The sequence below is a fragment of the Streptomyces sp. DSM 116795 genome (assembly GCF_055792905.1).
The window spans coordinates 6,396,283-6,422,508 of the sequence record NZ_CM147707.1; the positions used below are offsets into that span (position 1 = coordinate 6,396,283).

At 69.2% G+C, this 26,226-nt stretch carries 23 protein-coding genes and 2 pseudogenes; 12 read left to right on the forward strand and 13 right to left on the reverse strand.

The window, feature by feature from the left end:
• Position 1 precedes the first annotated feature (1 nt).
• Positions 2-1,576, forward strand: coding sequence for an MFS transporter (locus tag ACSMXX_RS27670; RefSeq protein ID WP_473181390.1), 1,575 nt, complete (start codon positions 2-4; stop codon positions 1,574-1,576).
• 68 nt (positions 1,577-1,644) lie between these two features.
• Here ACSMXX_RS27670 and ACSMXX_RS27675 read toward each other — a convergent pair whose 3' ends face one another.
• From ACSMXX_RS27675 to ACSMXX_RS27685, 3 genes are all read right to left on the reverse strand, one after another.
• Positions 1,645-2,064 (reverse strand): MazG-like family protein, encoded by a 420-nt coding sequence (locus tag ACSMXX_RS27675; protein WP_473181391.1) that lies wholly within the window; start codon positions 2,062-2,064, stop codon positions 1,645-1,647.
• A 156-nt stretch (positions 2,065-2,220) separates the two neighbouring features.
• Positions 2,221-2,691 (reverse strand): VOC family protein, encoded by a 471-nt coding sequence (locus tag ACSMXX_RS27680; protein WP_473181392.1) that lies wholly within the window; start codon positions 2,689-2,691, stop codon positions 2,221-2,223.
• A 144-nt stretch (positions 2,692-2,835) separates the two neighbouring features.
• The gene (locus ACSMXX_RS27685) at positions 2,836-3,039 is read right to left on the reverse strand and encodes a hypothetical protein (RefSeq protein WP_473181393.1); all 204 of its coding nucleotides are present in this window, start codon (positions 3,037-3,039) and stop codon (positions 2,836-2,838) included.
• 219 nt (positions 3,040-3,258) lie between these two features.
• Between ACSMXX_RS27685 and ACSMXX_RS27690 the strand changes: the two genes are divergently transcribed.
• The 3 genes from ACSMXX_RS27690 to ACSMXX_RS27700 all read left to right on the forward strand — a co-directional run bounded on the left by ACSMXX_RS27690 (position 3,259) and on the right by ACSMXX_RS27700 (position 5,355).
• Positions 3,259-4,041 (forward strand): lysoplasmalogenase, encoded by a 783-nt coding sequence (locus ACSMXX_RS27690; protein WP_473181394.1) that lies wholly within the window; start codon positions 3,259-3,261, stop codon positions 4,039-4,041.
• A gap of 175 nt (positions 4,042-4,216) precedes the next feature.
• Entirely contained in the window at positions 4,217-5,104 is an 888-nt protein-coding gene (locus tag ACSMXX_RS27695) for a helix-turn-helix domain-containing protein (protein ID WP_473181395.1), read from the forward strand.
• Between the two features lie 62 nt (positions 5,105-5,166).
• Positions 5,167-5,355 carry an SAM-dependent methyltransferase gene (locus ACSMXX_RS27700; protein ID WP_473181396.1) on the forward strand — a complete coding sequence of 63 codons (189 nt, stop codon included), beginning with the start codon at positions 5,167-5,169 and terminating at the stop codon, positions 5,353-5,355.
• Between the two features lie 125 nt (positions 5,356-5,480).
• On the opposite strand, the gene ACSMXX_RS27705 is transcribed toward ACSMXX_RS27700, so the two are convergent.
• Positions 5,481-6,200: a GntR family transcriptional regulator gene (locus ACSMXX_RS27705; protein ID WP_473181397.1), complete on the reverse strand. Its 720-nt coding sequence runs from the start codon at positions 6,198-6,200 to the stop codon at positions 5,481-5,483.
• Between the two features lie 153 nt (positions 6,201-6,353).
• Here ACSMXX_RS27705 and ACSMXX_RS27710 point away from each other — a divergent pair, with 153 nt between their 5' ends.
• Positions 6,354-7,817 (forward strand): Nramp family divalent metal transporter, encoded by a 1,464-nt coding sequence (locus ACSMXX_RS27710; protein WP_473181398.1) that lies wholly within the window; start codon positions 6,354-6,356, stop codon positions 7,815-7,817.
• Positions 7,814-8,227: a hypothetical protein gene (locus ACSMXX_RS27715; protein ID WP_473181399.1), complete on the forward strand. Its 414-nt coding sequence runs from the start codon at positions 7,814-7,816 to the stop codon at positions 8,225-8,227. The genes ACSMXX_RS27710 and ACSMXX_RS27715 overlap by 4 nt, the downstream gene beginning before the upstream one ends.
• A gap of 214 nt (positions 8,228-8,441) precedes the next feature.
• Here ACSMXX_RS27715 and ACSMXX_RS27720 read toward each other — a convergent pair whose 3' ends face one another.
• A complete protein-coding gene (locus tag ACSMXX_RS27720; RefSeq protein WP_473181400.1) occupies positions 8,442-9,572 on the reverse strand; it encodes a PQQ-dependent sugar dehydrogenase in 1,131 nt (376 codons plus the stop codon).
• A 329-nt stretch (positions 9,573-9,901) separates the two neighbouring features.
• Complete coding sequence (locus tag ACSMXX_RS27725; RefSeq protein WP_473181401.1) at positions 9,902-10,777, reverse strand: alpha/beta fold hydrolase; 876 nt, start codon at positions 10,775-10,777, stop codon at positions 9,902-9,904.
• A 100-nt stretch (positions 10,778-10,877) separates the two neighbouring features.
• Here ACSMXX_RS27725 and ACSMXX_RS27730 point away from each other — a divergent pair, with 100 nt between their 5' ends.
• Positions 10,878-11,387: a CGNR zinc finger domain-containing protein gene (locus ACSMXX_RS27730; protein WP_473181402.1), complete on the forward strand. Its 510-nt coding sequence runs from the start codon at positions 10,878-10,880 to the stop codon at positions 11,385-11,387.
• Positions 11,388-11,400: 13 nt separating this feature from the next.
• On the opposite strand, the gene ACSMXX_RS27735 is transcribed toward ACSMXX_RS27730, so the two are convergent.
• From ACSMXX_RS27735 to ACSMXX_RS27745, 3 genes are all read right to left on the reverse strand, one after another.
• On the reverse strand, positions 11,401-11,934 hold the full coding sequence (locus tag ACSMXX_RS27735) for a YybH family protein (RefSeq protein ID WP_473181403.1): 534 nt from the start codon (positions 11,932-11,934) through the stop codon (positions 11,401-11,403).
• A 99-nt stretch (positions 11,935-12,033) separates the two neighbouring features.
• On the reverse strand, positions 12,034-13,365 hold the full coding sequence (locus ACSMXX_RS27740) for an MFS transporter (protein ID WP_473181404.1): 1,332 nt from the start codon (positions 13,363-13,365) through the stop codon (positions 12,034-12,036).
• Positions 13,358-14,401 carry a carbon-nitrogen hydrolase family protein gene (locus tag ACSMXX_RS27745; protein ID WP_473181405.1) on the reverse strand — a complete coding sequence of 348 codons (1,044 nt, stop codon included), beginning with the start codon at positions 14,399-14,401 and terminating at the stop codon, positions 13,358-13,360. The genes ACSMXX_RS27740 and ACSMXX_RS27745 overlap by 8 nt, the downstream gene beginning before the upstream one ends.
• Positions 14,402-14,592: 191 nt before the next feature.
• Here ACSMXX_RS27745 and ACSMXX_RS27750 point away from each other — a divergent pair, with 191 nt between their 5' ends.
• Positions 14,593-15,393: a TrmB family transcriptional regulator gene (locus tag ACSMXX_RS27750; protein ID WP_473181406.1), complete on the forward strand. Its 801-nt coding sequence runs from the start codon at positions 14,593-14,595 to the stop codon at positions 15,391-15,393.
• 207 nt (positions 15,394-15,600) lie between these two features.
• On the opposite strand, the gene ACSMXX_RS27755 is transcribed toward ACSMXX_RS27750, so the two are convergent.
• On the reverse strand, positions 15,601-16,389 hold the full coding sequence (locus ACSMXX_RS27755; protein WP_473181407.1) for an IclR family transcriptional regulator: 789 nt from the start codon (positions 16,387-16,389) through the stop codon (positions 15,601-15,603).
• A 224-nt stretch (positions 16,390-16,613) separates the two neighbouring features.
• Between ACSMXX_RS27755 and ACSMXX_RS27760 the strand changes: the two genes are divergently transcribed.
• The 4 genes and pseudogenes from ACSMXX_RS27760 to ACSMXX_RS27775 all read left to right on the forward strand — a co-directional run.
• On the forward strand, positions 16,614-17,714 hold the full coding sequence (locus tag ACSMXX_RS27760; protein ID WP_473181408.1) for an Ldh family oxidoreductase: 1,101 nt from the start codon (positions 16,614-16,616) through the stop codon (positions 17,712-17,714).
• A gap of 10 nt (positions 17,715-17,724) precedes the next feature.
• Positions 17,725-19,170 (forward strand): MFS transporter, encoded by a 1,446-nt coding sequence (locus tag ACSMXX_RS27765; protein WP_473181409.1) that lies wholly within the window; start codon positions 17,725-17,727, stop codon positions 19,168-19,170.
• 9 nt (positions 19,171-19,179) lie between these two features.
• Positions 19,180-19,944, forward strand: coding sequence for an SDR family NAD(P)-dependent oxidoreductase (locus ACSMXX_RS27770; RefSeq protein WP_473181410.1), 765 nt, complete (start codon positions 19,180-19,182; stop codon positions 19,942-19,944).
• A gap of 85 nt (positions 19,945-20,029) precedes the next feature.
• Positions 20,030-20,318: pseudogene (locus ACSMXX_RS27775) on the forward strand (DUF6624 domain-containing protein); the annotation flags it as partial.
• Between the two features lie 242 nt (positions 20,319-20,560).
• Here ACSMXX_RS27775 and ACSMXX_RS27780 read toward each other — a convergent pair.
• The 3 genes and pseudogenes from ACSMXX_RS27780 to ACSMXX_RS27790 all read right to left on the reverse strand — a co-directional run.
• Entirely contained in the window at positions 20,561-20,758 is a 198-nt protein-coding gene (locus ACSMXX_RS27780) for a hypothetical protein (protein WP_473181411.1), read from the reverse strand.
• Between the two features lie 184 nt (positions 20,759-20,942).
• Entirely contained in the window at positions 20,943-25,658 is a 4,716-nt protein-coding gene (locus ACSMXX_RS27785; protein WP_473181412.1) for an aminotransferase class I/II-fold pyridoxal phosphate-dependent enzyme, read from the reverse strand.
• A 325-nt stretch (positions 25,659-25,983) separates the two neighbouring features.
• Positions 25,984-26,140 (reverse strand): annotated as a pseudogene (locus ACSMXX_RS27790) (IS630 family transposase); the annotation flags it as partial.
• Between the last annotated feature and the right edge of the window lie 86 nt (positions 26,141-26,226).

Here is a 26,226-nt window from a genome sequence, read left to right on the forward strand (position 1 = left end):
CATGTCATCCGCACCGTCGTCCCCGGACGGGCCCGCCTCGGCGCCCGTCGTGGAACTCGCCCCGCTCATCGAGAAGCAGCAGGGCCGCAGGGCCTGGTACCGGGTCTTCGCCGTCTGCTGTCTGATCACCTTTCTCGACGGCTTCGACTTCCAGATCCTCTCCTTCACCGCCACGTACCTGAAAGGGGACTTCGGCCTCAGCGACACCCAACTGGGCACGCTCGGCACGGTCGGTCTCTTCGGCACGCTCGTCGGCGGTCTGTGCATGGGTTACCTGGGCGACCGCTTCGGCCGTAAGCCCTCGATCGTGATCTGCGTCGCCGGCTTCGGCGTCTTCATGACGGCCTTCGCCCTCGCGGAGACGTACGGGCATCTCTTCGTGCTGCGCTTCGTCTCCGGCTTCTTCCTCGGCGGAGTGCTCCCGATCTCCTGGGCGCTGACGGCGGAGTACGCGCCGAAGAGGTTCCGCGTCACCGCGATCTCGGTGATCATGGTCGGCTACACGCTCGGCGGCGCGGCAGGCGGGCCCGTCTCGAACCTGCTGGTGCCCGGACACGGCTGGAGCTCGGTCTTCGTCGCGGGCGGTGTCTGCTCGCTGCTCGCGCTCGTACCGGTGATGCTCTTCCTCCCCGAGTCCGTGAAGTTCCTCGCGCACCGCGGCCGTCCGGACGCCGACCGGCGCATCACCGCGACCCTCAAGCGGCTCTGGCCCGGGTACACGGTGGTGCCGGGAACGCACTTCGTGCCCGGGGACCCCCAACCGCCCGCCCAGGGCAGGAAGTTCACGCCCGTCACGCTCTTCCGCGGCTCGCTCGCCCGCATCACGCCGCTGCTGTGGACCGTGTACGTGTGCTCGTCCGCACTGATCTACTTCATGGTCTTCTGGACGCCGCTCATCAACGAGCGGATGGGCTTCAGCGTCAGCTCCGCCGCTCTCATCGCCGCCGCGGCGAGTGTCGCGGGCGCCTGCGCGCAGCTTGCGATCAGCCGCTTCGTGGACCGCCGGGGCGTGGGCAGCATCCTCTGGATGCCGCTGATGGCGACGGCCGCGATGCTGACCCTGGGTCTCGGGTCACCGGGGCCCGTGCTGTACATCTGCGTCGTCATCTCCGCGAAGATGTTCATCAACGGCGGCCACGGCGGCATCACCAGCATTGCCGGCACCTTCTATCCCACGGCGATACGTGCCAACGGCGCCGCCTGGGCGTCCTCCGTCGCCAAGGTCGGTGCGATGGTGGGGCCCTGGCTCGGCGGGGTACTGCTCGACGCGGGGCTGGGCACGTCAGGAGCGTTCACCGTCTTCGCTCTGTGTCCCGCGGTGATGGTCGTCGTGCTGCTCGTCATGGGACGTGCCCAGAGGTCGCTCTCCCCGGACACGGAGGGCGCGCTTGCCGCCGGCGGCGCGGATGACGCGGACGGCCCGGACCGCCCGGACGGCGCCGGCCTCGCGAAGGGTGCGGGCGGAGCGGACCCGCCGGTGCACCACTCGGAGGCCGCGGCGGCAGCCCCCGCACTGACGGGCGGTCACGGCGAGACCGCGTCCGAGCGGGGGCAGAAGCCCGAACCGCAGCCCTGACCCGGCGCGTCACCTGCGGTCACCTGCCGTGCCGTGCCGTGCCGTGGGCGGGCCAGTCCAGGCTCCGGTCAGACGCTCGCCTGCCGGGGAGGACGCGGCTCGTCACGTGCTGGCGACCCGTGGCACCCGTGCGGCTCAGGCGCCGCCTGCGCCGCCTGCCCTGCCACCGCGTCCCGCGGTGCCAGGGAGCGCCGCGCCACCTCACGGATCCTGGCGTCGAGTGCGGCCGCCGGATCGCCGGTGAACCGGTGCAGCGCGACGGCGGCGGTCAGGATCACGTCGCACAGCTCCGCGGCCACGTCCGCGGAGCTGTGCGTACGCCCCTTGCGGGGGTTCTGCCCCGTCGTACCGATGTACGCCTGCATCACCTCGCCGGACTCCTCCGCGAGCTTCATCAGGCGCATCGCCGTCTCCTGCTCGCCGTCGCCGTTGGCGGCATCAAGCCACTCCACGAGCCGCCGGATCGTGGCCCACTGATCAGGCGTCATCGGTCGCTCCCTCTCATGTGCGGCGCTGTCCCGGCAGCGTACGGGTGCGGGCACGAGGCCCTCACCTCGTGCCCGCACCCGCACCCCGCACCGCGATTCCCGCGCCGCACTGCCACGCCTCCCGCAGCGGTGACCGCCCGGGGCGAGGCGCCCGGCTCACGGCTTGCCGGCCTCCACCAGGGCCTGTACGTCGAGCTTCCGCATCCCGAACATGGCCTTCATCACCCGCGCGGATCTCGCCGGATCGGGGTCGCCCAGCAGTTCCGGCAGCACCCGCGGCACGATCTGCCACGACAGTCCGAACTTGTCTTTCAGCCAGCCGCACGGACCTTCCTCGCCGCCCTCGCCGAGCCTCTCCCAGTACATGTCGACCTCCACCTGGTCGGCGCAGTCCACGTACAGCGAGACGGCCTCGTTGAATGCGAACTCCGGGCCGCCGTTGAGCGCGGTGAAGCGCTGCCCCGAGAGTTCGAAGGCGATGGTCATGACCGTGCCGGCCTCGCCGGGCCCGGCCTCCCCGTACCGCTGTACGTCGATCACGCGCGAGTCGGGAAAGACCGAGGTGTAGTGGTTCACGGCCTCCTCGGCCTGGCCGTCGTACCAGAGAAATGTGGTGATCTTCTGCATGGCTTCCGTCCTCCTCGGCCACGATGGGCGCGGTTGCTGTTGCATGGACCGACCGCCGCGGCGGCCCGATTCATCGCGTCAGGGGAGTCGCAGCGCGGCGGCCGCCGTCCTCGGCAGGGCGGCCCGGGGGCCGGCCGGGCCCGTTCAGCCCCATACGTCCGGACCACCGCCGCGCCACTCGATCAGGTTGGGGTCGTCGAGCTGGATCTCGTCCTCGCTCAGGCCCGCGTGCCGCAGGAACTCGCTGACGTCTTCCTGGCGGAAGGCGACGCCCAACTGCTCCGCGTGCGCGGTGACACGGCGGCCGCCACCCGTCGCGGGCGGATGCACGACGATCGGCGGCGTCATGCTGCCTTCTCCCGCCGTGCGGTCTCCGAGGTCATGTGCGCCTCCGGTTGATGGACGGGCACGGCCGGTCCGGCCCCTCACGACGAACCGTAGGAACGCCCGCCGCCGGCCGTGCCGCGCCACTCGCCCCCTTCGACCGAATGCGTCGCAGGTGCGTCCCTTCCGGCCCCGCCCCGGCCCTGTTGACCGGCTGTGCGCGCGCCGACAAGACTGCCCGGCATGATGATCACAGGACGCTCCACCCGCCACCGAGTCCGCAGAGCTACGGCAGCGGCGGCCGCGCGCACCACCAGGCCCGACGGCAACGGCCGCAGCGCCCTCGTCGCCTTCGGCGCCCTCGCCGCCGCGGACCTGGCGGCCGTCGCGAGCGACCGTACGCGGGGACTGCGCCGCGCCGCGAAGCCGCTGCTGATGCCGGCCCTCGCCTCGTACGTGCTGCGTCGCCGCGCCGACGAGACGGCACCCGCGCCGGCTCCCCTCGTCACGGGCCTCGCCTTCGCGACCGCCGGTGACACCGCCCTCCTCTTCGACGAGCACGAACCGGCCTTCCTCCTGGGAATGGCCGCATTTCTCGGCACCCAGGTCAGCTACACCACCGGCTACGCCCGGCTCGGTGCGCTGCGCTCGCTGCGGCGCAAGCCCTGGACGGCGGCCGGCTGCCTCGCGGGCTGGGCCGCCGTGAACGGCGTGCTCGCACCCACGCTGGAGAAGCGGCTGCGACTGCCCGTCGCGGGCTACAGCCTCGCTCTGACACTGATGGGCGCCGCGGCACTCGGAGTCGGCGGCCGAGTGGGCGCGGGCGCCGCGGCGTTCGTCGGCTCGGACCTGCTGATCGGGCTGCAGGCAGCCGGCCGCAAGGTTCCCTCGCAGGAGCTGCTCATCATGGCCGGCTACATCCTCGGGCAGTACCTGATCACCACAGGCTGGCTCGACCGGCAGGACGCCGACGGCCTGGACGCGGGCCGCACGCCGTACGGCGAAACGCCCGCCCGGCACACATGAGCCCCTGCAGCACATCGGCCGCAACCCGCCCGATTCCGCGCCTGCCCGGCCCTTCAGGGAGCGAGCGGCCACCTGATATTTTCAACTCGACGGCTTCGGGGTGAAGTTCACAGCAACGCCGTCCAACTGAGGTGCTTTCGCACGTACTTGTCACCCAGTCAGGAGGTTGTTGCGCGTGAGCGGCGGCCCGCTGCCGAGCGGCCAGAGCGCGCCCACGGTGCTGCGCATCGTCCTGGGCAAGCGGCTGCGTGAGCTGCGCGAGGAGCGCGGGCTGGACCTGTCCGACGCCGCACGCGTCCTGGACGTCAACCAGCTGACCGTGCGCCGCCTGGAGAGCGGCCAGGTGGGTTTCAAACTGCCCTACGTCAAGGCGCTGCTGGAGCTGTACGAGGTCCCGCCCGATGAGACCGGTGAGTTTCTCCTGATGACCGAGCAGGCCAACAAGCCCGGCTGGTGGCACTCCTTCCGGGAGGCTCTGCCCGACTGGTTCGGCGCCTACGTCAGCCTGGAGACCTCGGCCAGCGTGCTGCGCGTCTACGAACCGCACTACGTCACCGGGCTGCTGCAGACCCCGGACTACGCCCGCGCCGTCATACGCGCCGGGTTCCCCGAGGCGCCGGCGGAGGCCGTCGAGCAGCGTGTCGAACTGCGGCTGCGCCGCCAGGACCTGCTCGACTCCCCGGACGCACCCTCCCTGTGGGTCGTGATGGAGGAGGCCGCGCTGCGCCGCGTCGTGGGTCCGCCGCAGGTGATGCGCACGCAGATCGGCCGGCTCCTCGAGGCCCTGGAACGGCCGCGGATCACCTTGCGCATCCTGCCCCTCGCCGCGGGCGCGCACCCCGGTACCAGCGGCCATTTCACGTACTTCCGCTTCGGGGAACGGGAGTTGCAGGACATCGTCTACACCGAGGTGGGACTGACCAGCGCGCTCTACTACGACCAGCGCCGCGACGTCGTGCCCCATCTGGAGACGCACACCGGCATGTCCCAGCTCGCCGCGAAGCTCGTCCCCGACGCCCGTACGTATCTGATGGGTCTGCAGAAGGAGTACGACGACCGATGACCCCCGCTCCCACCCGGAAACGGAACGTTCGATGAGCAGCCACCGCGGAGCTGGACTCCTCCATGAACCAGGTGGAGGAGGTCTACCGCGCCGAGGGCACACCCCTCCAACTGCGCCCCAAGAGCGAGGTGAAGGACTTCTTCACCGGCCTTGAGCTGCTGGAGCCCGGGCTGGTGCCCATCGGCGACTGGCGCCCCGAGACCGACGAGCCGCTCGCCTCGGCGTACGGCGGTGTCGCACGCAAGGCCTGACGTCGCGCGCGCAAGGACGGACGGGCGGGCGGGCGGGCGCGGCTCGGCGATCGGTCAGCAGCGCGGCGCCCATGCCCTCAGGCCCTCAGGCCCTCAGGCCTCAGGCGCGGCCCTGGTGAGCTGAGTCAGGACTGCTCCGAGTCCGAAGCCTCCGACACCGGCCGCAGCCGCTCGTAATAGGCGGTCTCCAGATGGGTCCGCATGGCCGCCTCGGCGGCCTCCGGATCCCCGGCCAGGACGGCGTCCGTGATCGCGCGGTGTTCCTCCAGCGTCCGCCGGCCGATGCCGCTGTCGTAGTAGAGCCGGAAGATGTGCAGGTGGCAGTGGGTGCGCTCGAACGCGAGCCGCACCTGCGCGCTTTCGGCCAGTTCCGCCACCAGCACGTGGAAGCGGGTGTCGTGGGCTGTCAGCGCCTTGTATGCGTCGTACGTCGCCTCATGGGGTGCGTCGCAGGCCGCCATCTCCGTGCGGAGCCTTTCGCGGCCCCGCTCGTCCGCCTTCTCGGCGGCCCTGGCCGCGGCCCACGGCTCGATGAGCAGCCGGAACCGGTAGAGATCGGCGAGCTGTTCGCGGTTGAGCAGCGGCGTGGTCCGGTATCCCCGCAGGGGTTCCTTGACGACCAGCTCCGCCGTCTCGAGGCGCGCCAGCGCCTCCCGTACAGGGGTGGGGGAGACGCCGAGCTGGCGGGCGAGCCCGTCGATCGAGACCCGCTCACCCGGGGCGATGGCGTGATCCATGATCAGCGCCTTGATCGCCTCGTGGACGTCGTCCGTGAGCATCTGGCGACGGGGCAGTGGCGCCGCCGGTGCCGTGCCGTTCGGCGTTTCCGCAGGTGGCCCGTCCATGGTGTCTCCCCCTGAGTGTGCTGGGCGCGGGCTCTTGCGGGACGGAAATGAGAGCGGTCCACTCCCTTGACGTCGCAGCTGACCCGCTCGAATAATCGAGCAACCTGTTCCAAGTATCCTATAGGATATACGAAGACGATCGTCTGGACTGACATGGCCACAGAAGAAATCGGTCGCAACGCAGACCCCGTGCTGCGTTTCCCGGAGCCACCCCCGGAGCTGCGACGGGGAGGCTTCAGCCTCGCCACGGTCCTCAAGTTCTTCGGCCCCGGCGCGATCATCGCCTCGCTCACCATCGGGAGCGGCGAATCGATCCTCGCCTCACGCGAGGGCGCCGTCTTCGGCTACACGGTGCTGTGGGCGATCGTCGTGGGGACGGTCGCCAAGGGGGCGCTCGTCTACGCGTCCAACCGGCACATCACGCTCACCGGCGAACACCCCATGACGCGCTTCGCCAAGGTGCTGCCCGGTCCGCGCGGCTGGTTCCCGGTGCTGCTGGCGCTGATCTGCCTGGCCTCGTTCCCGGGCTGGGCGAGCGGTGTGGCCGTCGCGCTCGGCGACTTCCTCGCGTCGATGGGAGCGGGCAACGCCACCGCCTACGCGATCGGAATTCTCCTCTTCGCGGCGGTCGTGTCCTGGGCGGGCGGATACACCGTGCTGGAGAAGGTGCAGGTCGTGATCGCCGGGCTGATGGTGGTGCTCGTCCTGATCGGGGTCTTCGTCGCGCAGCCCGACTGGCTCGGCGTGCTGCGCGGTCTGGTGCCCAGCAGCTTCGAGTACGCCCCGTTCGTGGCCGACAAGTACCCGGAGATCACCGGGACTTCGGTGTGGGTGGAGCTCGTGGTCTTCATGGGCGGCCTCGGCGGAGGCATGTACGACTACATCGGCTACACCGGCATGCTCCGTGAGAAGAAGTGGGGGATGCTCGGGCACCAGGACGTCGACGCGATCGGCCGGCGGCTGGCCAAGCAGGAGGCCAGGGCCCTCATCCCGCTGTCGAGCGAGCCCGAGGACGTGCAGAAGGCCCGCGCGTGGAACCGCGCCCCTCTCTTCGACATGATGGCGGCGTTCCTCGCCATGGCCGTCATCGCATCGGCGTTCATGATCAACGGCGCGGCGATACTCGGGGAGAAGCAGCAGGTGCCCGAGGGCAACGACGTGCTGACGTATCAGTCGCAGTTCCTCGCCGCGGTGGCACCGATCTTCGAGTACTTCTACATCGTGGCCATCGTGATGGTCCTCTTCGGCACCGTCTACGCCCTGTGGGAGGCGTACTCCTGGACGACGTACGAGAGTCTCTCGGCCGTCTCGGAGAAGGTCCGCGTCCGCGGGCAGCGGGGCATCAGGCCTTTCGTCTACGCCTGGACCGGTATCGGCGCAGTGCTGATGATCGCCACGGGAGCGGACTTCGTCGACCTGATCACCCCGGCGTCCATCGTCGGCGGCGTCTTCGCCTGCGGCATCTACGGCGCGGGACTGCTCTACGTCGACAAGGTCAACATGCCCTCCGAGTACCGGATGAGCACGCTGCTGCGCACGCTCGTGGCCCTCGGCTCGGTGTTCCTCACGGTCTGCGGCGTCATCGCGATGCTCTCGTACGCGGAGGTCATCTCATGAACCGGCAGTTCAAGTGGCGCTACATGGTGATCGGGCTGGGCTTCCTCGGACTCGCGGGCGTCCGGGCGTCGCAGGACGCGCCGGTGTGGGCAGCGGTGTTCGCCGCTGCCGCCGCCGTGAACTTCTGGCTGGGCGTTCACGAGGGGGCGCGGCCGGCGGCCGCTTCCCCCTCGGCCGGGCCGGTTCCCGGCAGGTCCGAGGTCGAGCGTTCGCTGGAGGGCTACCGCACCTCGGCACGGCAGTGGCAGATCATCGGCGCCGTGGGTGTCCTGCTCGGCGGCGCGCTGCTGATGCTCGAACCGGCCCTCGCCGTCTTCGCGGGCGGTGCGGCGCTCTTCTCGCTGTACCGGGCACACCGGGCGGGCCGCGCAGTCGCCACGCTGAGGCGGGCGAGCACGGCGCGGGGGTGAGGGCTGAGGGCAGCGGTGAGGCCCGCGCGCTGACTGGTGACCGGCGCCGGGTGCGGGCGAACGGCCCAGCCGCGCCCGGGAGTTCGGGCGCCGGCCGGCCCGGGACCATGAAACGCGGGCGAGCCGGTGCGCCCGCCGTAGCTACGTACGGCGGGGGCACCGATACGAACGCCGGGCCCGGTCCCGTTACGCCGGACCCCGCCGCACCGGCCCGTTACGCCGGGTCGATGCGGGAGACGCTGCCCCCGATGTCGAGCACGTACAGCTCGCCGTCGCCGTCCTGGACGAACGAGACGACCTCGCCGCCGTTGACCCCGAGGTCGGTCTCGCCGGTCACCTCGCCGTTCTCCATCCGCAGGGCGCGGATGGTGCCGTCGCAGTAGTCGCTGAACAGGTACTGGCCCTGCAGGTCCGGTATCGCCTCGCCCCGGTAGACGTATCCGCCGGTGACCGAACAGGCCAGCCCGTCGCGACCGTACTCGTGGACCGGCGGCACATGGTTCTCGGGCTCCTCGCCCGAGAACACGAGCGAGCCCTCCATGCGCGACCATCCGTAGTTCTCGCCGCCCTCGCTGTCGCCCGCCGCCCAGTCGATCTCCTCGCGCTTGCTCTGGCCGACGTCGCCGATCAGCAGGTCGCCCGTTCCCGCGTCGAAGGAGAACCGCCACGGGTTACGCAGTCCGTACGCCCAGATCTCGCCCCGCGCGTCCGGGTCGTCCACGAACGGATTGTCAGGCGGGATCGCGTACGGGTCGCCGCCGCTGGGGTCGATCCGCAGCAGCTTGCCCAGCAGCGTGCCGAGGTTCTGTCCGTTGTCATGCGGGTCGCCGCCCGAGCCGCCGTCGCCGAGCGCGATGTAGAGCATGCCGTCGGGACCGAATGCGATGCCGCCGCCGTTGTGGTTCGCGTACGGCTGCTCCTGAGTGAGGACGGTGCGCCGGGAGTCGGGCTCGATCTCGCCGCCCTCCATGGCGAACTCGTCCACGGTGCTGGTGCCTTCGAGGTTCGTGAACGAGATGTAGAAGTGGGCGAACTCCTTGTCGAACGCGATGCCCAGCAGGCCGCGTTCGCCGTCGGTGGTGGTCTCGTCGGAGATGTCGAGGACGGGCTCGCCGAGCCCCTGATCGCCCAGGACCCGTACGCGGCCGGCGCGTTCGGCTATCCAGACCGTGTCGCCGGGCCCGGCGGTGCCGGCCGCCGGATTCTCGGCCGTGGCCACTTCGTTGAGTACGACCTCGGCCTGACGTGGAGCGGCGGGCTCGGCGGCGGACGCCGTGGCCAAGGCCAACGTCGCGACGAGACAGATGGTGCCGATGATCGCCGAGCCTCTGGTGCGAACTTTCATTGTGGTGACCCTCCTGGAGACGGCGGATCGAGAGTTCACCCGGCTGCTTGGGGGCGGAGTCGCGTGGGTCGTCGCCCGTGCCAGTACGCAACCCAGGTGGGGGACGGTGTGCCACTGGCCACGGATGAGGATACGGGGATCGGCCGGTTTGGTATAGACCAAAGCGTCAGTGAATCGGATCGCGCCGGGATGACCCCGACGCCCACGGGAGCTTCACCGACAGCCGACTCGAGAAGCGGCGACACCCTTCACGTGCCTTCGGTCGACGGGTGGCCATCTCCCGTCCGGCATCGACGTATTGAGGATCCCGGGACTTGGACGGTGTTCCCTTACGGGCGGTGGCCGGTGATGCGGCCGAGGAACCCGCGGATGTACCCGGCGATGGTGTCGAGATCGCTTTCGAGCGCGAAGTGCCCGGCGTTCAGCAGGTGGATCTCGGCGTCGGGCAGGTCCTCCGCGAAGGCCCGCGCACCGTCCGGGCCGAAGATCTCATCGTTGGCGCCCCACACGGCGAGCAGCGGGACTTGGCTTGCCCGGAAGTAGTCGTGCAGCCCGGGATACAGCTCGACGTTGGTGACGTAGTCGCGGAAGAGGCGGAGCTGGACGGCGTCGTTGCCGGGGCGCTGGATGAGGGCGTGGTCATGTGCCCAGGTGTCCGGGCTGACGAGGCTGGTGTCGGGCACGCCATGGAGGTACTGCCAGCGGATGGCGTCAACGCTGAGCGCCGCACGGACGGGCGGTTCGGTGTCGGGGCCGGGATCGGCGGCATAGGCCCACAGGGGTGCCCAGAAGGAGTCGACGAAGCCGGAGTCGTAGGCGTTGCCGTTCTGCGTGATGATCGCGGTGATCCGGTCGGGGTGGGCCAGGGCGAGCCGCCAGCCGATCGGGGCGCCGTAGTCCTGTACGTAGATCGAGTAGTGGTGCACGCCGAGGTGTTCGAGCAGGTGGTCGGTGACGGCGGCCAGGGCGTCGAAGCTGTAGTCGAATTCCTCGACCGGGGGTGCGTCCGAGTTCCCGAATCCCAGGTGGTCCGGCGCGATGACGTGGTAGCGGTCGGCGAGCGCCGGGATCAGCTCGCGGAACATGTGGGAGCTGGTCGGATATCCGTGCAGGAGCACCACGGTGGGAGCGTCCTGCGGGCCCGCTTCGCGGTAGAAGACGGTGTGGCCGTCGATCGTCGTGGTCCGGTGGTGCGCCGTCGGCATCTCTAACCCCTAAGATTGCTTGAACTGGTTACAAGGCAGCCAAACACGAGTCTGCTAACCTGTCAAATGTGTCAGACAGGTTAGATTAGGCAGGTGGGCTGTGGCAGATGACGACGTCGAGGTGCTGCTCGCGCTCCTCAACAGCAGACCGGTGATCGATGGCACCGAACGGGACGAACTGGCCGATGACCGGCGGGCGTTCCGCTGGGTGCGGGCTCGTGGTGGCGTGGGAACGCCCGCTGAGCTCGAGCGCCTTCGAGGAGTCCGGGACGGCATTCGGGACGTGGTGCTGGGGGAGAAGCATGTGTCGGTGCTCGATGAGGTGCTCGACGGTGTGCATCGGATTCCGGTGCTCGGCGATCACGGCGTGGACTGGGAGCTGGTCGTCCCGCCCGGCTCCCGGCTGCCGGTGCGGGTGGTTCTGGCGTGGGCACGGCTGCAGGAGGAACTGCCCGGGCGGTTGCGGCCCTGCGGCAACGACGAGTGCCGGTTGTTCCTGCTCGACCGCAGCAGAGCCAACAAGGCACGCTGGTGCTCGATGGCAACCTGCGGCAACCGCATGAAGGCCAGGCGGCACTACGAACGCAGCCGCGCGCCGCGGCGGACGTAGGCGGGTGCCGCGTCTACTCAGGCGCCCTTACGGCCGTCTGATACGTGGCCAGGGCCGCGGGGTCGTCGATGGATCCGTGATGATGTACCTGGCGCCAGCCGACGTCGCTTCCGAGATAGTGAAAGGTGCGGCTGGTGCGGATGGCCAGTTCGACGGTGACTCCGTCGCGGGTGAACTCGCCCCGCTCGCGGCCCGCGAACAGCGCGGAGGCCGGTGTGAAGTACTCGACGACGTCGTGGAGTTCGACCCAGACCCGGGCCGGTCCGTGGAAGATCCGGTCGTAGAGGGCGTCGATTTCCGAGTTGCCGCGGATGACGCCCCCCACGGGGTTGTACAGCGACACCAGCTGATCGGGAGCCCACACCTCCTGGAACACTTGCAGAGAGGGGCAGTTGAACGCGAAGTAGAACGTCTCCAAAGCCGCCCTCGCCCCGTCGTGGTCCGGCCGGCGGGCATCGATGCGACGGTCCCGCGACGCACGTCCGTAGGTGCGGTCGCCCCACCCGATGGTCGTGCCGTTGGCGGTGGGGAAATCGGCGTACGACATGTGTCCTGCTTTCCTGTGGTGGCTCCACGAGCCGGCTCGGCCTTCAGTTCGGAGTACGACGGACTCCCGGAGGTGCCGGGCGTGGAAGGCCGCATCGGCCTACGCGTTCTCGAGATCGACATGGCGCAGGTCCTTGCTGACCCATGCGCCGATGAGCAGTAGCAGCCCGCCGGCCGCGACGATCACTACCGGGGTGTAGTCGTAGGGCATGAAATTCCCCAGGCCCAGCATGTAGTAGGTGTAGAAGGCGGGAACGACGCTGGGGAGGCTGTAGGCGATCCCGTAGCCCGAGGAGCGGATCTCGGTGGGGAACATCTCCATGATGTACGCCGTGATCACGGCCCAGACCAGCAGCGCCGAGACGATCGAGAGAGTGGCGAAGAAGATCACCGCCGAGGTGTTCGCCTTGTTGCCGACCGCGAGGGCGAAAGCGAGCGGCGCGATCGTGAGGTTGACCGCCCCGAGGGCGAGGAAGACCTCCCGCCGGCCGAACCGTTGCCCCAGGGAGCCGATGAGGGGGAAGGCGCAGACGCCGAGGGCCGCGGAGATCAGGACCACGGTGTTGATCACCGATACGTCGGTCCCCAGTTTCTGGAAGTGTCCCGCGAACACGCCGACCGTGCCGTCAAGGGTGAGCCATGCTCCCGATCCGACGATGAACGCCGTCCGGAAGCTCCGCAGGCTGCGCCCGGAGAAGAGCGTGCGCAGCGGGCTCTTGACCTTCGGCATCTTCGTCCACAGTTCGGACTCGGGGACCGAGCGGAGGTAGTGGAGGCAGAGCATCCCGGACAGTACGAAGCCGATGGCGAACGGAATCCGCCAGCCCCAGACGACATAGGCGGACTCCGCGCCTTCGGCCGGGAACACCCGGAGCGTGATGACGGTGATGACGGTGATGGCCCCGAGGGCGGCCGGGTAGCCGATGTTCAGCAGCGACCCGTACAGACCCCGGCGCTCGCGCGGCGCGTACTCCATCGCCAGCGGGTTGGCGGCCGTGTACTGGCCGCCGAGGAAGACTCCGTCGAGAAGCCGCAGAATCACAAGCAGCAGGGGCGAGAGAGAGCCGATGGACGCGTAGCTCGGCAGAAGTGCGATGAGCCCGGTGCAGACGGTGAATCCTGCGGACACGATGATGGTCGTGCGGCGTCGTCCGAGTCGGTCACCCATGGATCCGAAGATGACCGACCCCAGCGGCCGCCCTATCAATGAGGCGGCGAAGATGGCTGCCGTCAGCGTCGCGTTGTCGACGGACGACGAGTCGCTGGCGGTGAAGTACATGATGGCCGGCGCCAGGGCGATCACGGGCAGGTAGACGTCGTACATGTCCACGAAGAAGCCGAATATGGCGGCGCGGAGTGCCCGGCGCCCCTTCTTCCTGTGTTCCATGCCGTCGGCTGCGGGAGCGGCTGTGGGGAGTGCGGTGTCAGACATCGGTGGCCTCCTCGCTGAGAACCGGTGACAGGGTCTGGGAGGCTGCGTGCGCGTCCGTGCCGTGCAGGACGATGGGCCGGGGGCGGCTCGTGTTCATCCTGAGCTCGAAGATGTCGAGCCGCTGATACGTGCCGACGATGTCGTGCGCCTGTTTCAGGGCGATCTCTTCGGTCAGGTCCACTTCCGCGTAGAGGATCCCCTCTTTCCCGACGAGCGGGCCGGCCAACGTGTCACCGCGCGGTCCCACGATTAGAGAGGCGGTCGGAGTCGAGCGGAGCAGTTCTTCGATACGGCTGTCGCCTGCTGCCACTTCAGCCACGGCCTCGTCGTCCAGCGCCGTCGCCGCGACGACACTGAAGACCTTGCCTTCGAAGGCGTGTGCCGCGCTGCGGATTCGGATGCTGTCCATGAGGTCGTACTCCGGCGCGCCTGTCCGCTGGTCGAAGGGCCATGCCGGGGGATAGGTGGCGATGTGCAGCCGCTCACCCTGCGCCAACAGGGCGTAGCGGGCCAGGGTGTTGGTGTTCTCACCGCATATCAGCGCCCCCAGGCGCCAGCCGCCGAGTTCGACGGGCTTGAGGTCGTGTGCGTCGCCGTGTGACCAGGTCAGCCTCTCGTACCAGGTGGCGACGAGCTTCCTGCGGTGGTTCACCAGGCGCCCGTCCGGGTCGAAGATCAGGTTGGAGTTGAAGACCTGGCCGAGGCTGTGCTCGGCGCGCTCGTTCACCCCGACCGACAGCACGATCCGGTGCTGCGCGGCGATACCGGCCAGCGCTTCGGCGTGGCGCCCTGGAACCGTGATGGCCGACTCGACCAACCGCTGGTGGAGCCCGTGTTGGTCGACCGCAGGAAGCACCGCGTTCCAGAGGGGGAAACCGGCGACGAACGTCTCGCCGAACACGACCAGTTCGGCACCGTGGCCTGCCGCCTCGGCGACCAGGCGGTCCAGCTTGGCAATCGAGGCACCGGAATCGAGGAAGACCGGCGCGGCCTGTACGGCCGCCACCTTGATGCGCGGAACCCGTTCCTCTGTCATGAGCGTGACTCCCGTCGTCGATGGAGCAGACGCGTATCTCAGCTCTTCTTTTGTCGACGATTCTCGACAAAAGCAGCCTCACCACGTTGAAGCGGCGGCAGAGTAGAAACGCTGACCAGTCACGTCAACCCCTCCCAGTAATTCTCCTGAGTGGATAGGATGTCGCCTCTTCTCGACAACTGGAGGCGGCCATGTGGCAGGAGTTGGTCGATGCGGGGCTGGAGCCCAAGGAGGCGAGGTTCTACCTGGCGGTGCTGGACATGCGGCGTCCGACTGTGGCCGAGGTGGCCGAGCGGGCCGATGTGAGCAGGACGAACGCGTACGACATCACCAAGCGACTGACCCACCGCGGCTTGGTGAGCATCACCGAGGTCGGCCCGACGGCCAAGCCGGCGGGCCGCGGACGTGCGGTCCTGACCGCGAACGACCCGGGCAAGCTTCTGGACGACTGGGCGGAGCGCAAGGAAGTCCTGGACGATCTCGTCCCGAAGCTTCGTGCGATGCGCGCCAAGGGTGTCAGCCGGCCCAGAGTGCGCTACCTCGAAGGCGCATCGGGGATCAAGTCCGCGCTCTTCGAAACGCTGGACTGGCCTGCTCCGCTGCGCGGCATCCTTTCGATGAAGGACCTGCTGACCGTGCCCGGTCACAGCGCCATGAACGAGTACATCGCGGGGCGGCGCGAAAGGCACCTCACGCTGCGCGTGGTGCGGTCGCCCGAGCGGGACTACGACCACGGCTGGCCTACGAGCGCGGCTGACTACCGTGAGTCGAGATACGCCCCACCTCAGTACATCTTCACCATGACCACGATCATCGGAGAGCACGAGGTCGCAGTGATGTCCTCACGCCGCGAGAACTTCGCCATGATGATCGAGAGCGCCGAGTACGCCCAGATGCACTCGAACCTCTTCGAGGTCCTGTGGTCCATCAGCAGCACCACCCCCATCGCTGCCGACAACCCGCCGGAATCGCCGGTCCCGGACCGCAGTTGACAGGCGGGCCGCGCCGACAATGCACTGTTCGACGCTCACCGTGATGATGACCCGGAGTTCGGCTACCGGTTCCTCGTCGGTGAAGCCCAGGCCGCCGGGGAGGACATGTGTGAGCGGACCGCATGGCGGATCTGCCGGGACAACGGACAGACCAATCCTCGATCCGGTGGACTCACGCCCAACCAATAAAGAATCGCCGACTCAGGTCTAGCCTGGCCGGCTTCGGGTGAGATCGCAGCGGTGCGGCGGGGCGCCCAACGTCAGAGAGAAGTGCTTCGCTGCTGCGGCGACCGCCTGGCCGCACCTGGCCATGTTCTGGGAGTCCGCGAAGTTGCTCAGGGTGGCCGCGCTCATGCCGCCCACCGCGTCCCCGGCGTGGTCGAAGACGGGCGCGCCCACGGCGATCACGCCGGACTCGTTCTCCTCGTGGTCCTCCGCATATCCCCGCTGGCGGATCGCGGTGAGTTCGGTGAGCAGCTTCGTCGGGTCGGTGCGTGTGTGGTCAGTTCGGGCGGGCATGCCGGTGCGCTTGAGGAGGGCGAGCACGGACTCTTCCGGCAGCGTGGCCAGTATCGATTTGCCCACCGAGGTGGAGTGCAGCGCGAGGCTCATGCCCACGCGTGAGGCGAGCCGGTAGGGCTTGTCTCCATCCGACTTGGCCGCGTAGACGGCTTCGTCACCGGTCAGGAGTGTGAAGTGGACCGTCCAGTCGGTCTCTTCGCGGAGCATCTCCAAGGTCGGCCCCACCTGGTTCGGGAGGTCCACCTCGCGCTGGTGACGGCCGACGAGGGTGAGGATGCGAGGGCCGCTCGCATAGCTGCCGTGGCCGAGGTACCGGGCGAAGCCGCGCTCGACCAGGGTCTGGAGAATCCGGTGAGCGGTGGGCTTCGGGAGGGATGTGACCTCGGAGATCTCCGCGATGCTGCGGTGTTGTCCCAGTGCTTCGAGGACATCGAGCGTCTTGTCCGCCGCCGTGCGCCGCACCTCTCTGGCCATGGCGACAGTCTAGCCAGTGCCGCTGCGGGACCGGATTGAGTAAGTCGAAGAAGAATCAGGGGGATTGCGTAGATATTGCTGTTCCGGTGGCGCGCGGTCGCCTTCGTGCGCGCGGTGGGTTCCCAGCCGGAGATAGCTGTGGCAGCATCTCCGGACCTGAAGAAATTCCGGAACGCAATTCCTTCAGGCGGAATTTCGAGCTGTAGCGATGAAGGCGGCAGGGGTTGACGAGCACGCAGGCCGAGGGTCACCGGGAGCGGATGACCGGAGCGCGGGAACTGGCGGATCTGGCGACCGAGTTGCTGGAGGGTGCCGGCCTGCCGTCGGGGTCCGCGCGCCACGTGGCGGACTCCCTGGTTGCGTCGAACCTGCTCGGGCACGACTCGCACGGTGTGCGCCGGCTGCCCGGCTACCTCGCGGCGGTACGGGAAGGGCTGATCGACCCGTCCAGGACAGGCCGCCTTCTCTCACGCCACGGCGCTACCGCCGTCGTCGACGGTGAGCGCGCCTTCGGGCAGCTCGCCGCCCGCCTCGCCTCGGACGAACTGATCTCCCTGTGCGACGAGTTCGCGGTCGGCGTCGTCACCGTCCAGGACTGCAACCACATCGGGCGGCTGGGCGAATACACCGCACGCATGGCCGACGAGGGCCTTGTCGCGCTGGCGCTGTCGAACGCCGACGCGACGGTCGCGCCGTACGGCGGCCGGGAACGCCGCATGGGCACCAACCCCATGTCCTGGGGGCTCCCGCGCGGTGAGGGCAAGCCGCCGCTCGTCATGGACTGGGCGACGGCCGCCGTCGCCGAGGGCAAGCTCGCCCTCGCCCGTACACGGGGACTGCCCGTCGCCGACGGGCTCCTGCTCGACTCCGAAGGGGCGGGCTCACGCGACCCCGGCGACTTCTACAGGGGCGGCGCGCTTCTGCCCTTCGGGGGGCACAAGGGCTACGGGCTGAGCGTGGTCATCGAGATCGTCGGCGGGCTGCTCAGCCGGGCGGGGATCTCCAGCAGGCCCGGCTACGAGGGGCACTTCGGCACGGTGCTCATCGGCCTGCGGATCGACGCGTTCGTCCCGCTCGCCGAATTCCGTGCGGAGACCGAGCAGTTCTGCGTCGCGCTGGCGGCGACCGCGCCCGCGCAGGGCGAGATGGAAGTTCTGGTTCCGGGGGAGCCGGAGGAGCGCACACGGATGCACAGGCGCCGGCACGGCATCCCTCTCCCGAGCCGCACATGGGAGGAGCTGCTGGCGCTCAAGGGCGACGCCGACGGTGCTGGTGGCGGGCAGCCCGGACCGTACGGCAACCAGGGGGACCACACAGATCCTTGAGGAGACGACGATGTCCCAGCAAGCACCACCACCCCCGGCCACCAGGAACATACGGACCGACACCGAACTGCGGCGCGTGGTCACCGCGTCCGTCGTGGGGACGGCTCTTGAGTGGTACGACTTCTTCATCTACGGCACGGCTGTCGTGCTCGTGTTCAACGACCTCTTCTTCGTCCAGGACGATCCGGCCATGGGCACGCTCATCGGGTTGGCCACGTTCGGCGTCGGCTTCATCTTCCGTCCGGTGGGCGGCTTCTTCTTCGGGGCCCTCGGCGACCGCATCGGCAGGCGCTCGACGCTCGTACTGACCACGCTGGTGATGGGCCTGTCCACGGGCGTGATCGGGCTGCTGCCCACATACGCCTCGATCGGCGTCATGGCTCCCGTGCTGCTCACGCTGATGCGGGTGTGCCAAGGGCTGGGCGCAGGTGCGGAGTTCGGCGGTGCTTCGACGCTGCTCGCCGAGCACGCCCCGGCCGAACGGCGCGGTTTCTACGCCTCGTTCGCACAGATGGGCGTCCAGATCGGGCTCGTGCTCGGGATGGTCGTCTTCCTGTTCGTCGGGATGCTGCCCCAGGCGAGCCAGCAGAGCTGGGGATGGCGGCTGCCGTTCCTCTTCAGCTTCGTACTCATCGCCGTCTCGCTCTATCTGCGGCTGCGCGTCGCCGAATCCCCCGTGTTCCAGCGGATGAAGGAGAAGCAGAGCGTGGTGAAGCTCCCGGTTCGTGAGGCGCTGCGGCGCTATCCGCGCAGCTTCTTCGTGGGGATCGGCGCGCACATCTGCGACACCTCGGTGGTGTACATCTATGCGACCTTCTCCGTCTCGTATCTGACCGTTCAGGTCGAGCAGCCCAAGTGGGTCGCGCTGACCGGGGTGATCTCGTTCGGGCTCGTCGTGATCGCGCTGCAGCCGGTGTACGGCGCGCTGTCGGACAGGATCGGGCGCAGGCCGCTGAACCTGTTCAGCGTCGTCTTCACGGGGCTGTTCGCGTACCCGTTCTTCCTGCTGCTGGACACCGGTGTCCCCGTCGTGATCTGGCTGGCGATGATCGTGGCGACCTCGCTGGGTCTGGCGCCGATGATCGCCGTCCAACCCGCCTTCTACGCCGAACTGTTCGGGGCACGGGTGCGCTACACCGGGTTCGCGGCCTCCCGCGAGATCGGTGCCGCACTCGCGGGGTTCTCCCCGTTCATCGCGGCGGCGCTCCTGGGCTATGCGGACGGCGACCCCTGGCTCGTCGCCGTCTTCATGGCGGCGACGGCGATGATCTCGCTCGTCGCCTTCCTGTACTCCAAGGAATCCCGGGAGACGGACCTCGGACTGCTGGAACACGCCCCCGCCGGCCCCGGCCCCCGGCCCGTTGAAGCGGAGCCGGGCACGACGGCCGGGGCAGCTGCCGGGGCGGGGCCCAGGGCAGAGGCTGACCCGGACTCCGGGGAATCCAGGACCGAGTAGGGGCTGCACATGGTTCTCAAGGACACCGTCGCCGTCATCACTGGTGGCTGCACCGGCATCGGCCGCGCCACGGCCCTGGCGCTCGCAGACGCCGGGGTAAGCGGCATCGCCGCGAGCTGGACCCGTTCGGCAGGCGCCGCCGAAGCGCTGGCGGCCGACCTGGCAGAGAAGGGCTGCCAGGCCCTGACGGCACAGGCGGACGTGTCCGACGACGCCGCCGTACGTGCCTTCGCCGGCGGCGTCCTGGAGCGGTTCGGGCGGGTGGACGTGCTGGTCAACAACGCGGGCACCACCCGCCCCGTCCGCGAGTCCGACCTGGAGGGACTCGACGACGCCGTCTGGCACGAGCTGCTGGATGTCAACGTCGTCGGCGCCTTCCGCAGCGCCCGCGCCTTCGCGCCCGCGCTGCGCGAGGCCGCCGGCGCGGTCGTCAACGTCTCCTCCATCTCCGCCTACCGGGCGGGCGGTTCGTCCATCGCGTACGGCGTGAGCAAGGCGGCGATGTTGCAGCTCACCAGAAACCTGGCCAGCGCGCTCGCCCCGGAGGTCCGCGTCAACGCCGTCGCCCCGGGCACGGTCGCAACCCGCTGGCAGACAGATCTGCACGGCGAGCAGGGCTTCGCGGAACGGGCCCAGGCCGAGTCCAGGAACGTACCGCTGCGGAGGACTTCGGGCCCCGAGCACGTCGCACAGGCGGTCCTGGGCCTGCTGGGAATGGACATGGTGACGGGGGAGACGCTGATCGTGGACGGAGGCAAGCACGTCCAGTACTGACGGCTGGCCGGGCCCGCGCACCTGTTACGGGAGGTGTGCGCCAGCCAGGCCTTGCGCCCCTCACCTCAACACCGGTCTTCAGCTCGCGGCGTGGCCGATCGGCCAGCACGCCGAACGGCAACTCGACGTTCAGCGACGCGCGCTGAGACTCATGCGGCAGACGGAGGCGGCAGGCTCGGCCAGCTCACGCGAGCTGGCCCTTCTACACGACCGCACACTGGTCAACAAGGGCCGCAAAGAGAGCTACAGCACACAGATCGCCGGCGTAAGGGACGGAGCGCCGACTCCATGACGCGGCGAAGAGCCCGAGCATGGACGAACTCCGTATGGAAGTCGGCATCGAGTACTACGTTGCCAAGTTCTTCCTTGCCTGATGCCCTTCGCGCCCGGCGAATCATGTCCAAGGCCCACCTGCCCAGGCACGATCCGCTGCAAGGGTCCAATCATGTCAAGGGCCAGCTCGTCCGCCGCACCATCGCCACTCCAGGTCGAAGTGGTAACCACTCCGACCATGGCGACCGGTTCGATTCCGGATCGACCAGGCAGACCGTTCCACGGGCCCGCTCCGACCTCGGCGGGAATCGGACCATCGACCCACGAACCGCCCTATGCCCTGTCACGAGTCGACGAGTTCGACTCCCAGCGGCCATCCCTCTCGCGAAACGGCGAAGGCGGAGTCGAGCTGGGCGGAGTGCCCCATGGGTGCTGTCATGACGTCCAGGAACATCTCGTGCGTGGTCGGCAGCGCGGGCAAGTGCTCGCTGGGCGCCGGCCACTGGGGTGCGGGAAGAGTGCGGGAGGTGGGGGCGGTCATGGGCTCGCCTCCGGTTCGATCTCTCAGGGGAAGGGCGGCACGTTGACCGGGCGGCGGACGCCCTGGCCGCCTTGCCGGCCGGGGGCATGCATCGCCCCCTGCCAAAGGCGGACACAGACCGGGAAACCTGGACGGAGCCGAGGAACCGGGTCCCTTAGCCTCCGTCCAGGCGCCACCCGCGGGGTCAGGACAGCTTGGCGAGCTCCTCGGCCAGGATCCCGACCGTCGTGCGGATCTGCTGCTCGGTGTGCTCGGAAGTGATGAAGAACCGCAGTCGTGTGAGGCGTTCCTCGACCGCGGGGTGGAGGATCGGGTTGGCGCTGACGCCCCGGGCGTAGAGCTGGTCGGCCAGCTGCAGCGCCTTGAGGGAGTCGCCTGTGATGGCGGGCACGATCGGGGTGTTCTCGCTGGTGCCCACGTCCACCCCTGCCTCGGCCGCGAGCCGCAGGAACGTGTCGGCGTTGTCGTGCAGCCGGGCAATGCGCTCCGGTTCCTCGCGGATCAGTCGCAGCGCAGTCACCGCCGCGGCGGTGGAGGCCGGGGGCAGCCCGGCGCTGAAGACGAATCCGGGGAGCGTGTACCGGAAGTGCTCGATGAGTTCGCGTCGTCCGGCGACGTAACCGCCGCAACTGGCCAACGACTTGGAGAGGGTGCCCATCCAGACGTCCACGTCTTCGGGGTTGACCCCGGAGAACTCCGCCATGCCCCCGCCGGTCTTGCCCATGACACCGATGCTGTGCGCCTCGTCGATCATCAGCAGGGCGGCGTGCTTCTCCTTGACGGTGATCAGAGCGGGCAGGTCGGCCGTGTCGCCGTCCATGCTGTAGACGCCCTCGACCACGATCAGTACGCGGCGGTACCTGTCGCGTACCTCGCTCAGGATCCGGTCCAAGGCAGCCAAATCGTTGTGAGGGAACGGCTGGCGCGCAGCTCCCGACTGCCGGCACCCCTGAAGGATGCTGTCGTGGGCCAGGGAGTCGTGGAGGACGAGATCCTCCGGGCCCATCAAGTGGCCGATGACGGTGACGTTGGTGGCGTGACCGCTCACAAGGGTCACCGCGTCCTGTGCTCCGACGAGTTCGGCCAGGCCCCGGTCGAGCTCCTCGTGCAGGGGCCGGTTGCCGGACAGGATCCGGGCGGCGGACACCGAGGAGCCGTAACGCTCGACGGCCTCCTGGATGGCGTCCGCCACCTGCGGATGCCCGGACAGGCCGAGGTAGTTGTAGCTGGAGAAGGAGATCAACTCTCGGTCGCCGACCCGGGTGGTGTCGCGGATGTTGCCCTCATGCTGCAGGAAGTACGGGTTGTGCGTACTGGCCGAAGCGATGGTGCGCGTACGCTCCTGCGAGGCCACGACCTCCGGGAACAGGCGGACGTCGGCGCTCTCCCGGCGGTCGAAAGCTGTACGTTCCGGCTCACCGGCGGCGGCCTGCGGGTTGGGCGCGGGCGGTGTCGCCGTGCGCTGCGCCGGAACTGCTGCCGGCCGCTCCGCCCCCACCCGGCTCTGCACGGCTTCGACCAGTGAGCCGACGCTCTTGATATCGATGATCTCGGCAACGCTGATCTCGATTCCGGGCCACTGCTTGCGCAGCCGGACGGTGAGTTCGCCGAGCATGAGGGAGTCGAAGCCGAGATCGGTGGTGAAGGCGTGCTCCGGGCGCAGGAAGTCCTCGGAGTACGCGCTGACGTTCGCAATCGCGGACAGCACGATGCCTTCCACCTCTTGTGCCGCTTCCGCCGCGCCCGGCGCCGCCACGGCGCCCGCGGCCGTCAGCTGAGCGGCGCCGGAGTCCTGCGTGGCCGACTCGACCGGCCGGCCCGCGGGTACTTCGGCGGTACGGCGAGGGTCCGAGGTGGGGACGACCCGGCCAGCCGGGTCGACGGACTGGAGCAGCGCGACTTGCGCGTGCAGGAACTCAACGAGACCGCTCATGTTCGGCTCTCCAAACTGATGCGTGGGGACAGGGGAGGGAAGGGCGGCGCGGGGGCCGGAGGCCGCGTCCTGACGGTGAGCCGTCGCCGGCGAAGGCGCGGCTATGGCCGAGGCGGGTGGCACCGACGAACCAACGGGCTCGGGCTTGGGCTTGGGCTTGCGACCCGCACCGGTGAGGACGCTGTAGATCTCCGTCTCCAGCGGCGACGGAGGGAGCGACAGCAGCGGCCCGGCTTCGGTGTCGAAGAGCACTGACGGCTCGACGGGCACTCCCGCGACCGCGAGTCGGGCGAGGACAGTGAGGAAGGCCCGTCCTCCGTCGGCCCTGCCGTTCGTCACGGCCAGCAGGTCGAGCCCGGCGCCGGCGTCGCTACGGCGGGCCATCTGCAGCAGGTTGTCACCGCCGTAGAGCTGGACGAGGAAGCGCGCACCGCCCTCGGCGACCGAGCGGACGGCATCGATGAACCGCACGGGTTCGATGTGGTGGCGCTCCCACAGGTGCTTGGCCTCCTGCGGTTCCGGGCACAGCCGGCCGCTGACGCTGGAGACGAAGGTGCACGTGGGGGTCGTCAAGGGAAGCTCCTCGACGATCTGGGCCATCGCCTCGTCCGCCGCGGCCACCAGGGGCGAGTGGAATGCGTGGGACACCTCCAGCCGCGCGGAGGTGACATCTTGCTGAGCGCAGTACTCGCGCAGAGCGTCGACCGCGTCGCTGCTACCGCTGAGGACGAGCTGGCCCTCGTGGTTGTAGCAAGCGGGCCACACATCCTCCACCGCCGTGGCGAGTTGTTCCGCCTCGGCGATCGGCGCCTGGACGGCAAGCATGGCGCTCTCGCCGGGTGTCACCGCCTCGGCGAGGGCCGAGCCCCGCCGCGCCAGGAAGTGGACCGCATCCCGCGGATCGAGCACGCCGGCCGCCGCTGCGGCCGGGAACTCGCCGACACTGTGCCCGACAGAGATGTCGGGTCGCACTCCGCAGGCGGCCAGCATCTCCGCGATGCTCATGCCGGAGATGCCGAGGGCCGGCTGGCACCGGTCGGTCTCCGTCATCGCCGACTGCGCCTCGTCGTCGTCCTGGTCCCGGCCCCACAGCAGGTCCGGCAGTTCCTGGGCGAGTTCGTCGGACACTCCGGCCGTCGACTCGGCCAGTTCGGCGGCGCGTTCGGCCAGCAGGGGGAAACGCCGCACGAGTTCGGCCAGCATGCCGGGGCGCTGGGAGCCCTGGCCGGGAAAGGCGAAGGCTATTTTCCGGTCCTCGGCCGGCAGCGGTCCGGCGGCCGCGTGTACCCCGTCGGCCAGCACGCCGACCCGTCCCTCCGCCAGATGCTGGGCGGCCAGTTCGAGGCGGCTCAGAAGTTCCTCGCGAGAGGCTGCGACGACGGCCAATCGTGCGGTGAGCAACGTACGGGAGGCGAGAGTGCGGGCCACGGCGGCGGGTGCGGCATCGGCGTTGTCAGCGACGTACCGGTGGATCTCCTCGGCGTGGCGCGCCAGTTGCCGAACCGACCCGGCGGACAGCAGGAAGAGCCAGGGCTGGTCCTGGCTCTCCTCGGCGGAAGGACGGGCCGACGGCTCACCTCCGGTAGCCGGGCCGGGAGTGCCACTGGCTGGCGCGCTCTCCAGGACGGCATGCACGTTCGTACCGCCGAAGCCGAACGAGCTGACGCCCGCCCGGCGCACCTCGTCATGCGGCCACGGCTTCTGCTGCGTGGTCATACGCAGCTCTGCGGCCTCCAGCTCCAGCTCGCTGCTGACGCGAATCTCCGCGGGCTGCGGCGGTACGACGCCCTTGTGGATCGCGAGTGCGGCCTTCACCAGGCCGGCAGCACCGGCACCCGAGAGCGTATGGCCGATGAGTGCCTTGGAGGAGGACACGTAGCACGGCCGGACCTCTTCCTCGCCGGCACGCAGCAGCTGCATCGCCTCCACCTCGGTCCGGTCGCCGACCGGCGTACCGGTTCCGTGGGCCTCCAGCAGATCGACGTCCCCGGGGGCGATCCCGGCGTCCCGGTACGCCGCGCGGAGCGTGGCGAGCTGGCCCTGGGTCTGCGGGGTCATCGGACCGCCGCCGCGGCCGTCGTTGGCCATGCCCACACCGGCGATGACGGCGTAGACACGGTCGCCCGCCGCCAGGGCGTCATCCAGGGGGCGCAGCACCAGCGTCGCGCCGCCCTCCCCCAGGACGAACCCGTCGGCGCGCTCGTCGAAAGGCCGGCAGACGCCGTTGCGGGACAGCGCCCCGGCGCGGGAGAAGCCGACCATGCCGGACGGGGACAGGCCGAGGTAGACGCCACCGACGACGGCGATCGAGCAGGCGCCGGAGCGCAGCGAGCGGATCGCGGTGTCCAAGGCGACGAGCGCCGAGGAGCAGGCGGCGTCGACGGAGAGGGAGGGGCCGCCCAGGTCCAGGATCTCGCTGACCGTGGCCGGGACCATGTTGGCCAGGGCTCCGGGAATGGTGAACGAACTGAACGGCATCACCGGGGAGTTGCCGGCCTTGTGCAGCTCCGGGTCGCTGACGCCCTGGTGCGTGGACCCGTCTGCGAGGAGATCTTCGGTGACGGGGGAGAAGGTGATGTCGCGGTGGTCCAGCGACGTCACACCGGCGAAGACTCCGGTCGAGGCCCGGTCGAAGCCGTCCCGCTCCCAGCCGGCGTCCTGCAGCGCTTCCCGGGCGAGGTCCGTGAAGAGCTTCGCCTGAGGGTCCATGGTGCGGGCCCGACGGGGTGGAATTCCGTAGTGTGAGGGTGCGAAGTGGTCGACATCGTCGAGAAAGGCGACTTGGTCGGTGTAGGCGCTGTGCGGCTGCCTGAAATCGCCTGGCCGATACCAGACGGAGTGGTCCCAACGGCTTTCAGGAACCGCGGCGAACTGCGGTTCGGCGTTCTCCAGGATTTTCCAGAACTCATTGGGGTTGGACGCCCCAGGAAACCTGCATGACATGCCGACGACGGCCATATGGGCCATGTCCGGTACCTCTATCAACATCGATTCTGAAAAGCGGCTCAGTGCCAGCAGGAGAGCGGCTCTGAATCGCATCCCCGTAGCCCGGCGGCGAAGACGGCTCTCCACTTCCGAGTGTGGTAGCGATTGCCGGGTTCCGTCTTCCTGACACCGACACCTGAAGCTTTGCCAGAGAGACGGATGCAGAACAAGCCGCTTTCTCAGCCAGTGAAAAGCGGGTCTTGGGTTTCACTCAGAATTAACTCGTGGAGTCGTAGGAACCGAGACCGGGCTCACACGTGTTGCAACAAACCTCACGAACTGCCCTCCAGTGAGGTCGAACACGGTATTGGACCCGGGACAGCGTCCGGCCCTGGTCCTCCCAGCCGTGCGCAGCCGGTCCCTTGGCCGACTCGCGCCCAACTGTGCGAACTGTTCCTCGCTCAGCCGCGGCAGCGAGGCAGGTCCTGCGCCCGCAGCGCCCGCGGACCGCCCTCGGCCCGGGTCCGCCGCTATCGCTGTCGCTGCACCGCCGAGCACAGACTTGCAAGTGCTTCGCGAGCACCGCGCCTCCTCACCGTGCCCGCGTCAC

Excerpts from the sequence above, each read along its gene's own strand:
- ACSMXX_RS27765 (WP_473181409.1), top strand. The coding sequence starts at position 17,725 with ATGTCCCAGCAAGCACCACCACCCCCGGCCACCAGGAACATACGGACC.
- ACSMXX_RS27670 (WP_473181390.1), top strand. The coding sequence starts at position 2 with ATGTCATCCGCACCGTCGTCCCCGGACGGGCCCGCCTCGGCGCCCGTC.
- ACSMXX_RS27680 (WP_473181392.1), bottom strand. The coding sequence starts at position 2,691 with ATGCAGAAGATCACCACATTTCTCTGGTACGACGGCCAGGCCGAGGAG.
- ACSMXX_RS27700 (WP_473181396.1), top strand. The coding sequence starts at position 5,167 with ATGAACCAGGTGGAGGAGGTCTACCGCGCCGAGGGCACACCCCTCCAA.
- ACSMXX_RS27720 (WP_473181400.1), bottom strand. The coding sequence starts at position 9,572 with ATGAAAGTTCGCACCAGAGGCTCGGCGATCATCGGCACCATCTGTCTC.
- ACSMXX_RS27755 (WP_473181407.1), bottom strand. The coding sequence starts at position 16,389 with ATGGCCAGAGAGGTGCGGCGCACGGCGGCGGACAAGACGCTCGATGTC.
- ACSMXX_RS27675 (WP_473181391.1), bottom strand. The coding sequence starts at position 2,064 with ATGACGCCTGATCAGTGGGCCACGATCCGGCGGCTCGTGGAGTGGCTT.
- ACSMXX_RS27750 (WP_473181406.1), top strand. The coding sequence starts at position 14,593 with ATGTGGCAGGAGTTGGTCGATGCGGGGCTGGAGCCCAAGGAGGCGAGG.
- ACSMXX_RS27780 (WP_473181411.1), bottom strand. The coding sequence starts at position 20,758 with ATGACCGCCCCCACCTCCCGCACTCTTCCCGCACCCCAGTGGCCGGCG.
- ACSMXX_RS27770 (WP_473181410.1), top strand. The coding sequence starts at position 19,180 with ATGGTTCTCAAGGACACCGTCGCCGTCATCACTGGTGGCTGCACCGGC.
- ACSMXX_RS27740 (WP_473181404.1), bottom strand. The coding sequence starts at position 13,365 with ATGTCTGACACCGCACTCCCCACAGCCGCTCCCGCAGCCGACGGCATG.
- ACSMXX_RS27725 (WP_473181401.1), bottom strand. The coding sequence starts at position 10,777 with ATGCCGACGGCGCACCACCGGACCACGACGATCGACGGCCACACCGTC.
- ACSMXX_RS27745 (WP_473181405.1), bottom strand. The coding sequence starts at position 14,401 with ATGACAGAGGAACGGGTTCCGCGCATCAAGGTGGCGGCCGTACAGGCC.
- ACSMXX_RS27685 (WP_473181393.1), bottom strand. The coding sequence starts at position 3,039 with ATGACGCCGCCGATCGTCGTGCATCCGCCCGCGACGGGTGGCGGCCGC.
- ACSMXX_RS27710 (WP_473181398.1), top strand. The coding sequence starts at position 6,354 with ATGGCCACAGAAGAAATCGGTCGCAACGCAGACCCCGTGCTGCGTTTC.
- ACSMXX_RS27705 (WP_473181397.1), bottom strand. The coding sequence starts at position 6,200 with ATGGACGGGCCACCTGCGGAAACGCCGAACGGCACGGCACCGGCGGCG.
- ACSMXX_RS27735 (WP_473181403.1), bottom strand. The coding sequence starts at position 11,934 with ATGTCGTACGCCGATTTCCCCACCGCCAACGGCACGACCATCGGGTGG.
- ACSMXX_RS27715 (WP_473181399.1), top strand. The coding sequence starts at position 7,814 with ATGAACCGGCAGTTCAAGTGGCGCTACATGGTGATCGGGCTGGGCTTC.
- ACSMXX_RS27690 (WP_473181394.1), top strand. The coding sequence starts at position 3,259 with ATGATGATCACAGGACGCTCCACCCGCCACCGAGTCCGCAGAGCTACG.
- ACSMXX_RS27785 (WP_473181412.1), bottom strand. The coding sequence starts at position 25,658 with ATGGCCCATATGGCCGTCGTCGGCATGTCATGCAGGTTTCCTGGGGCG.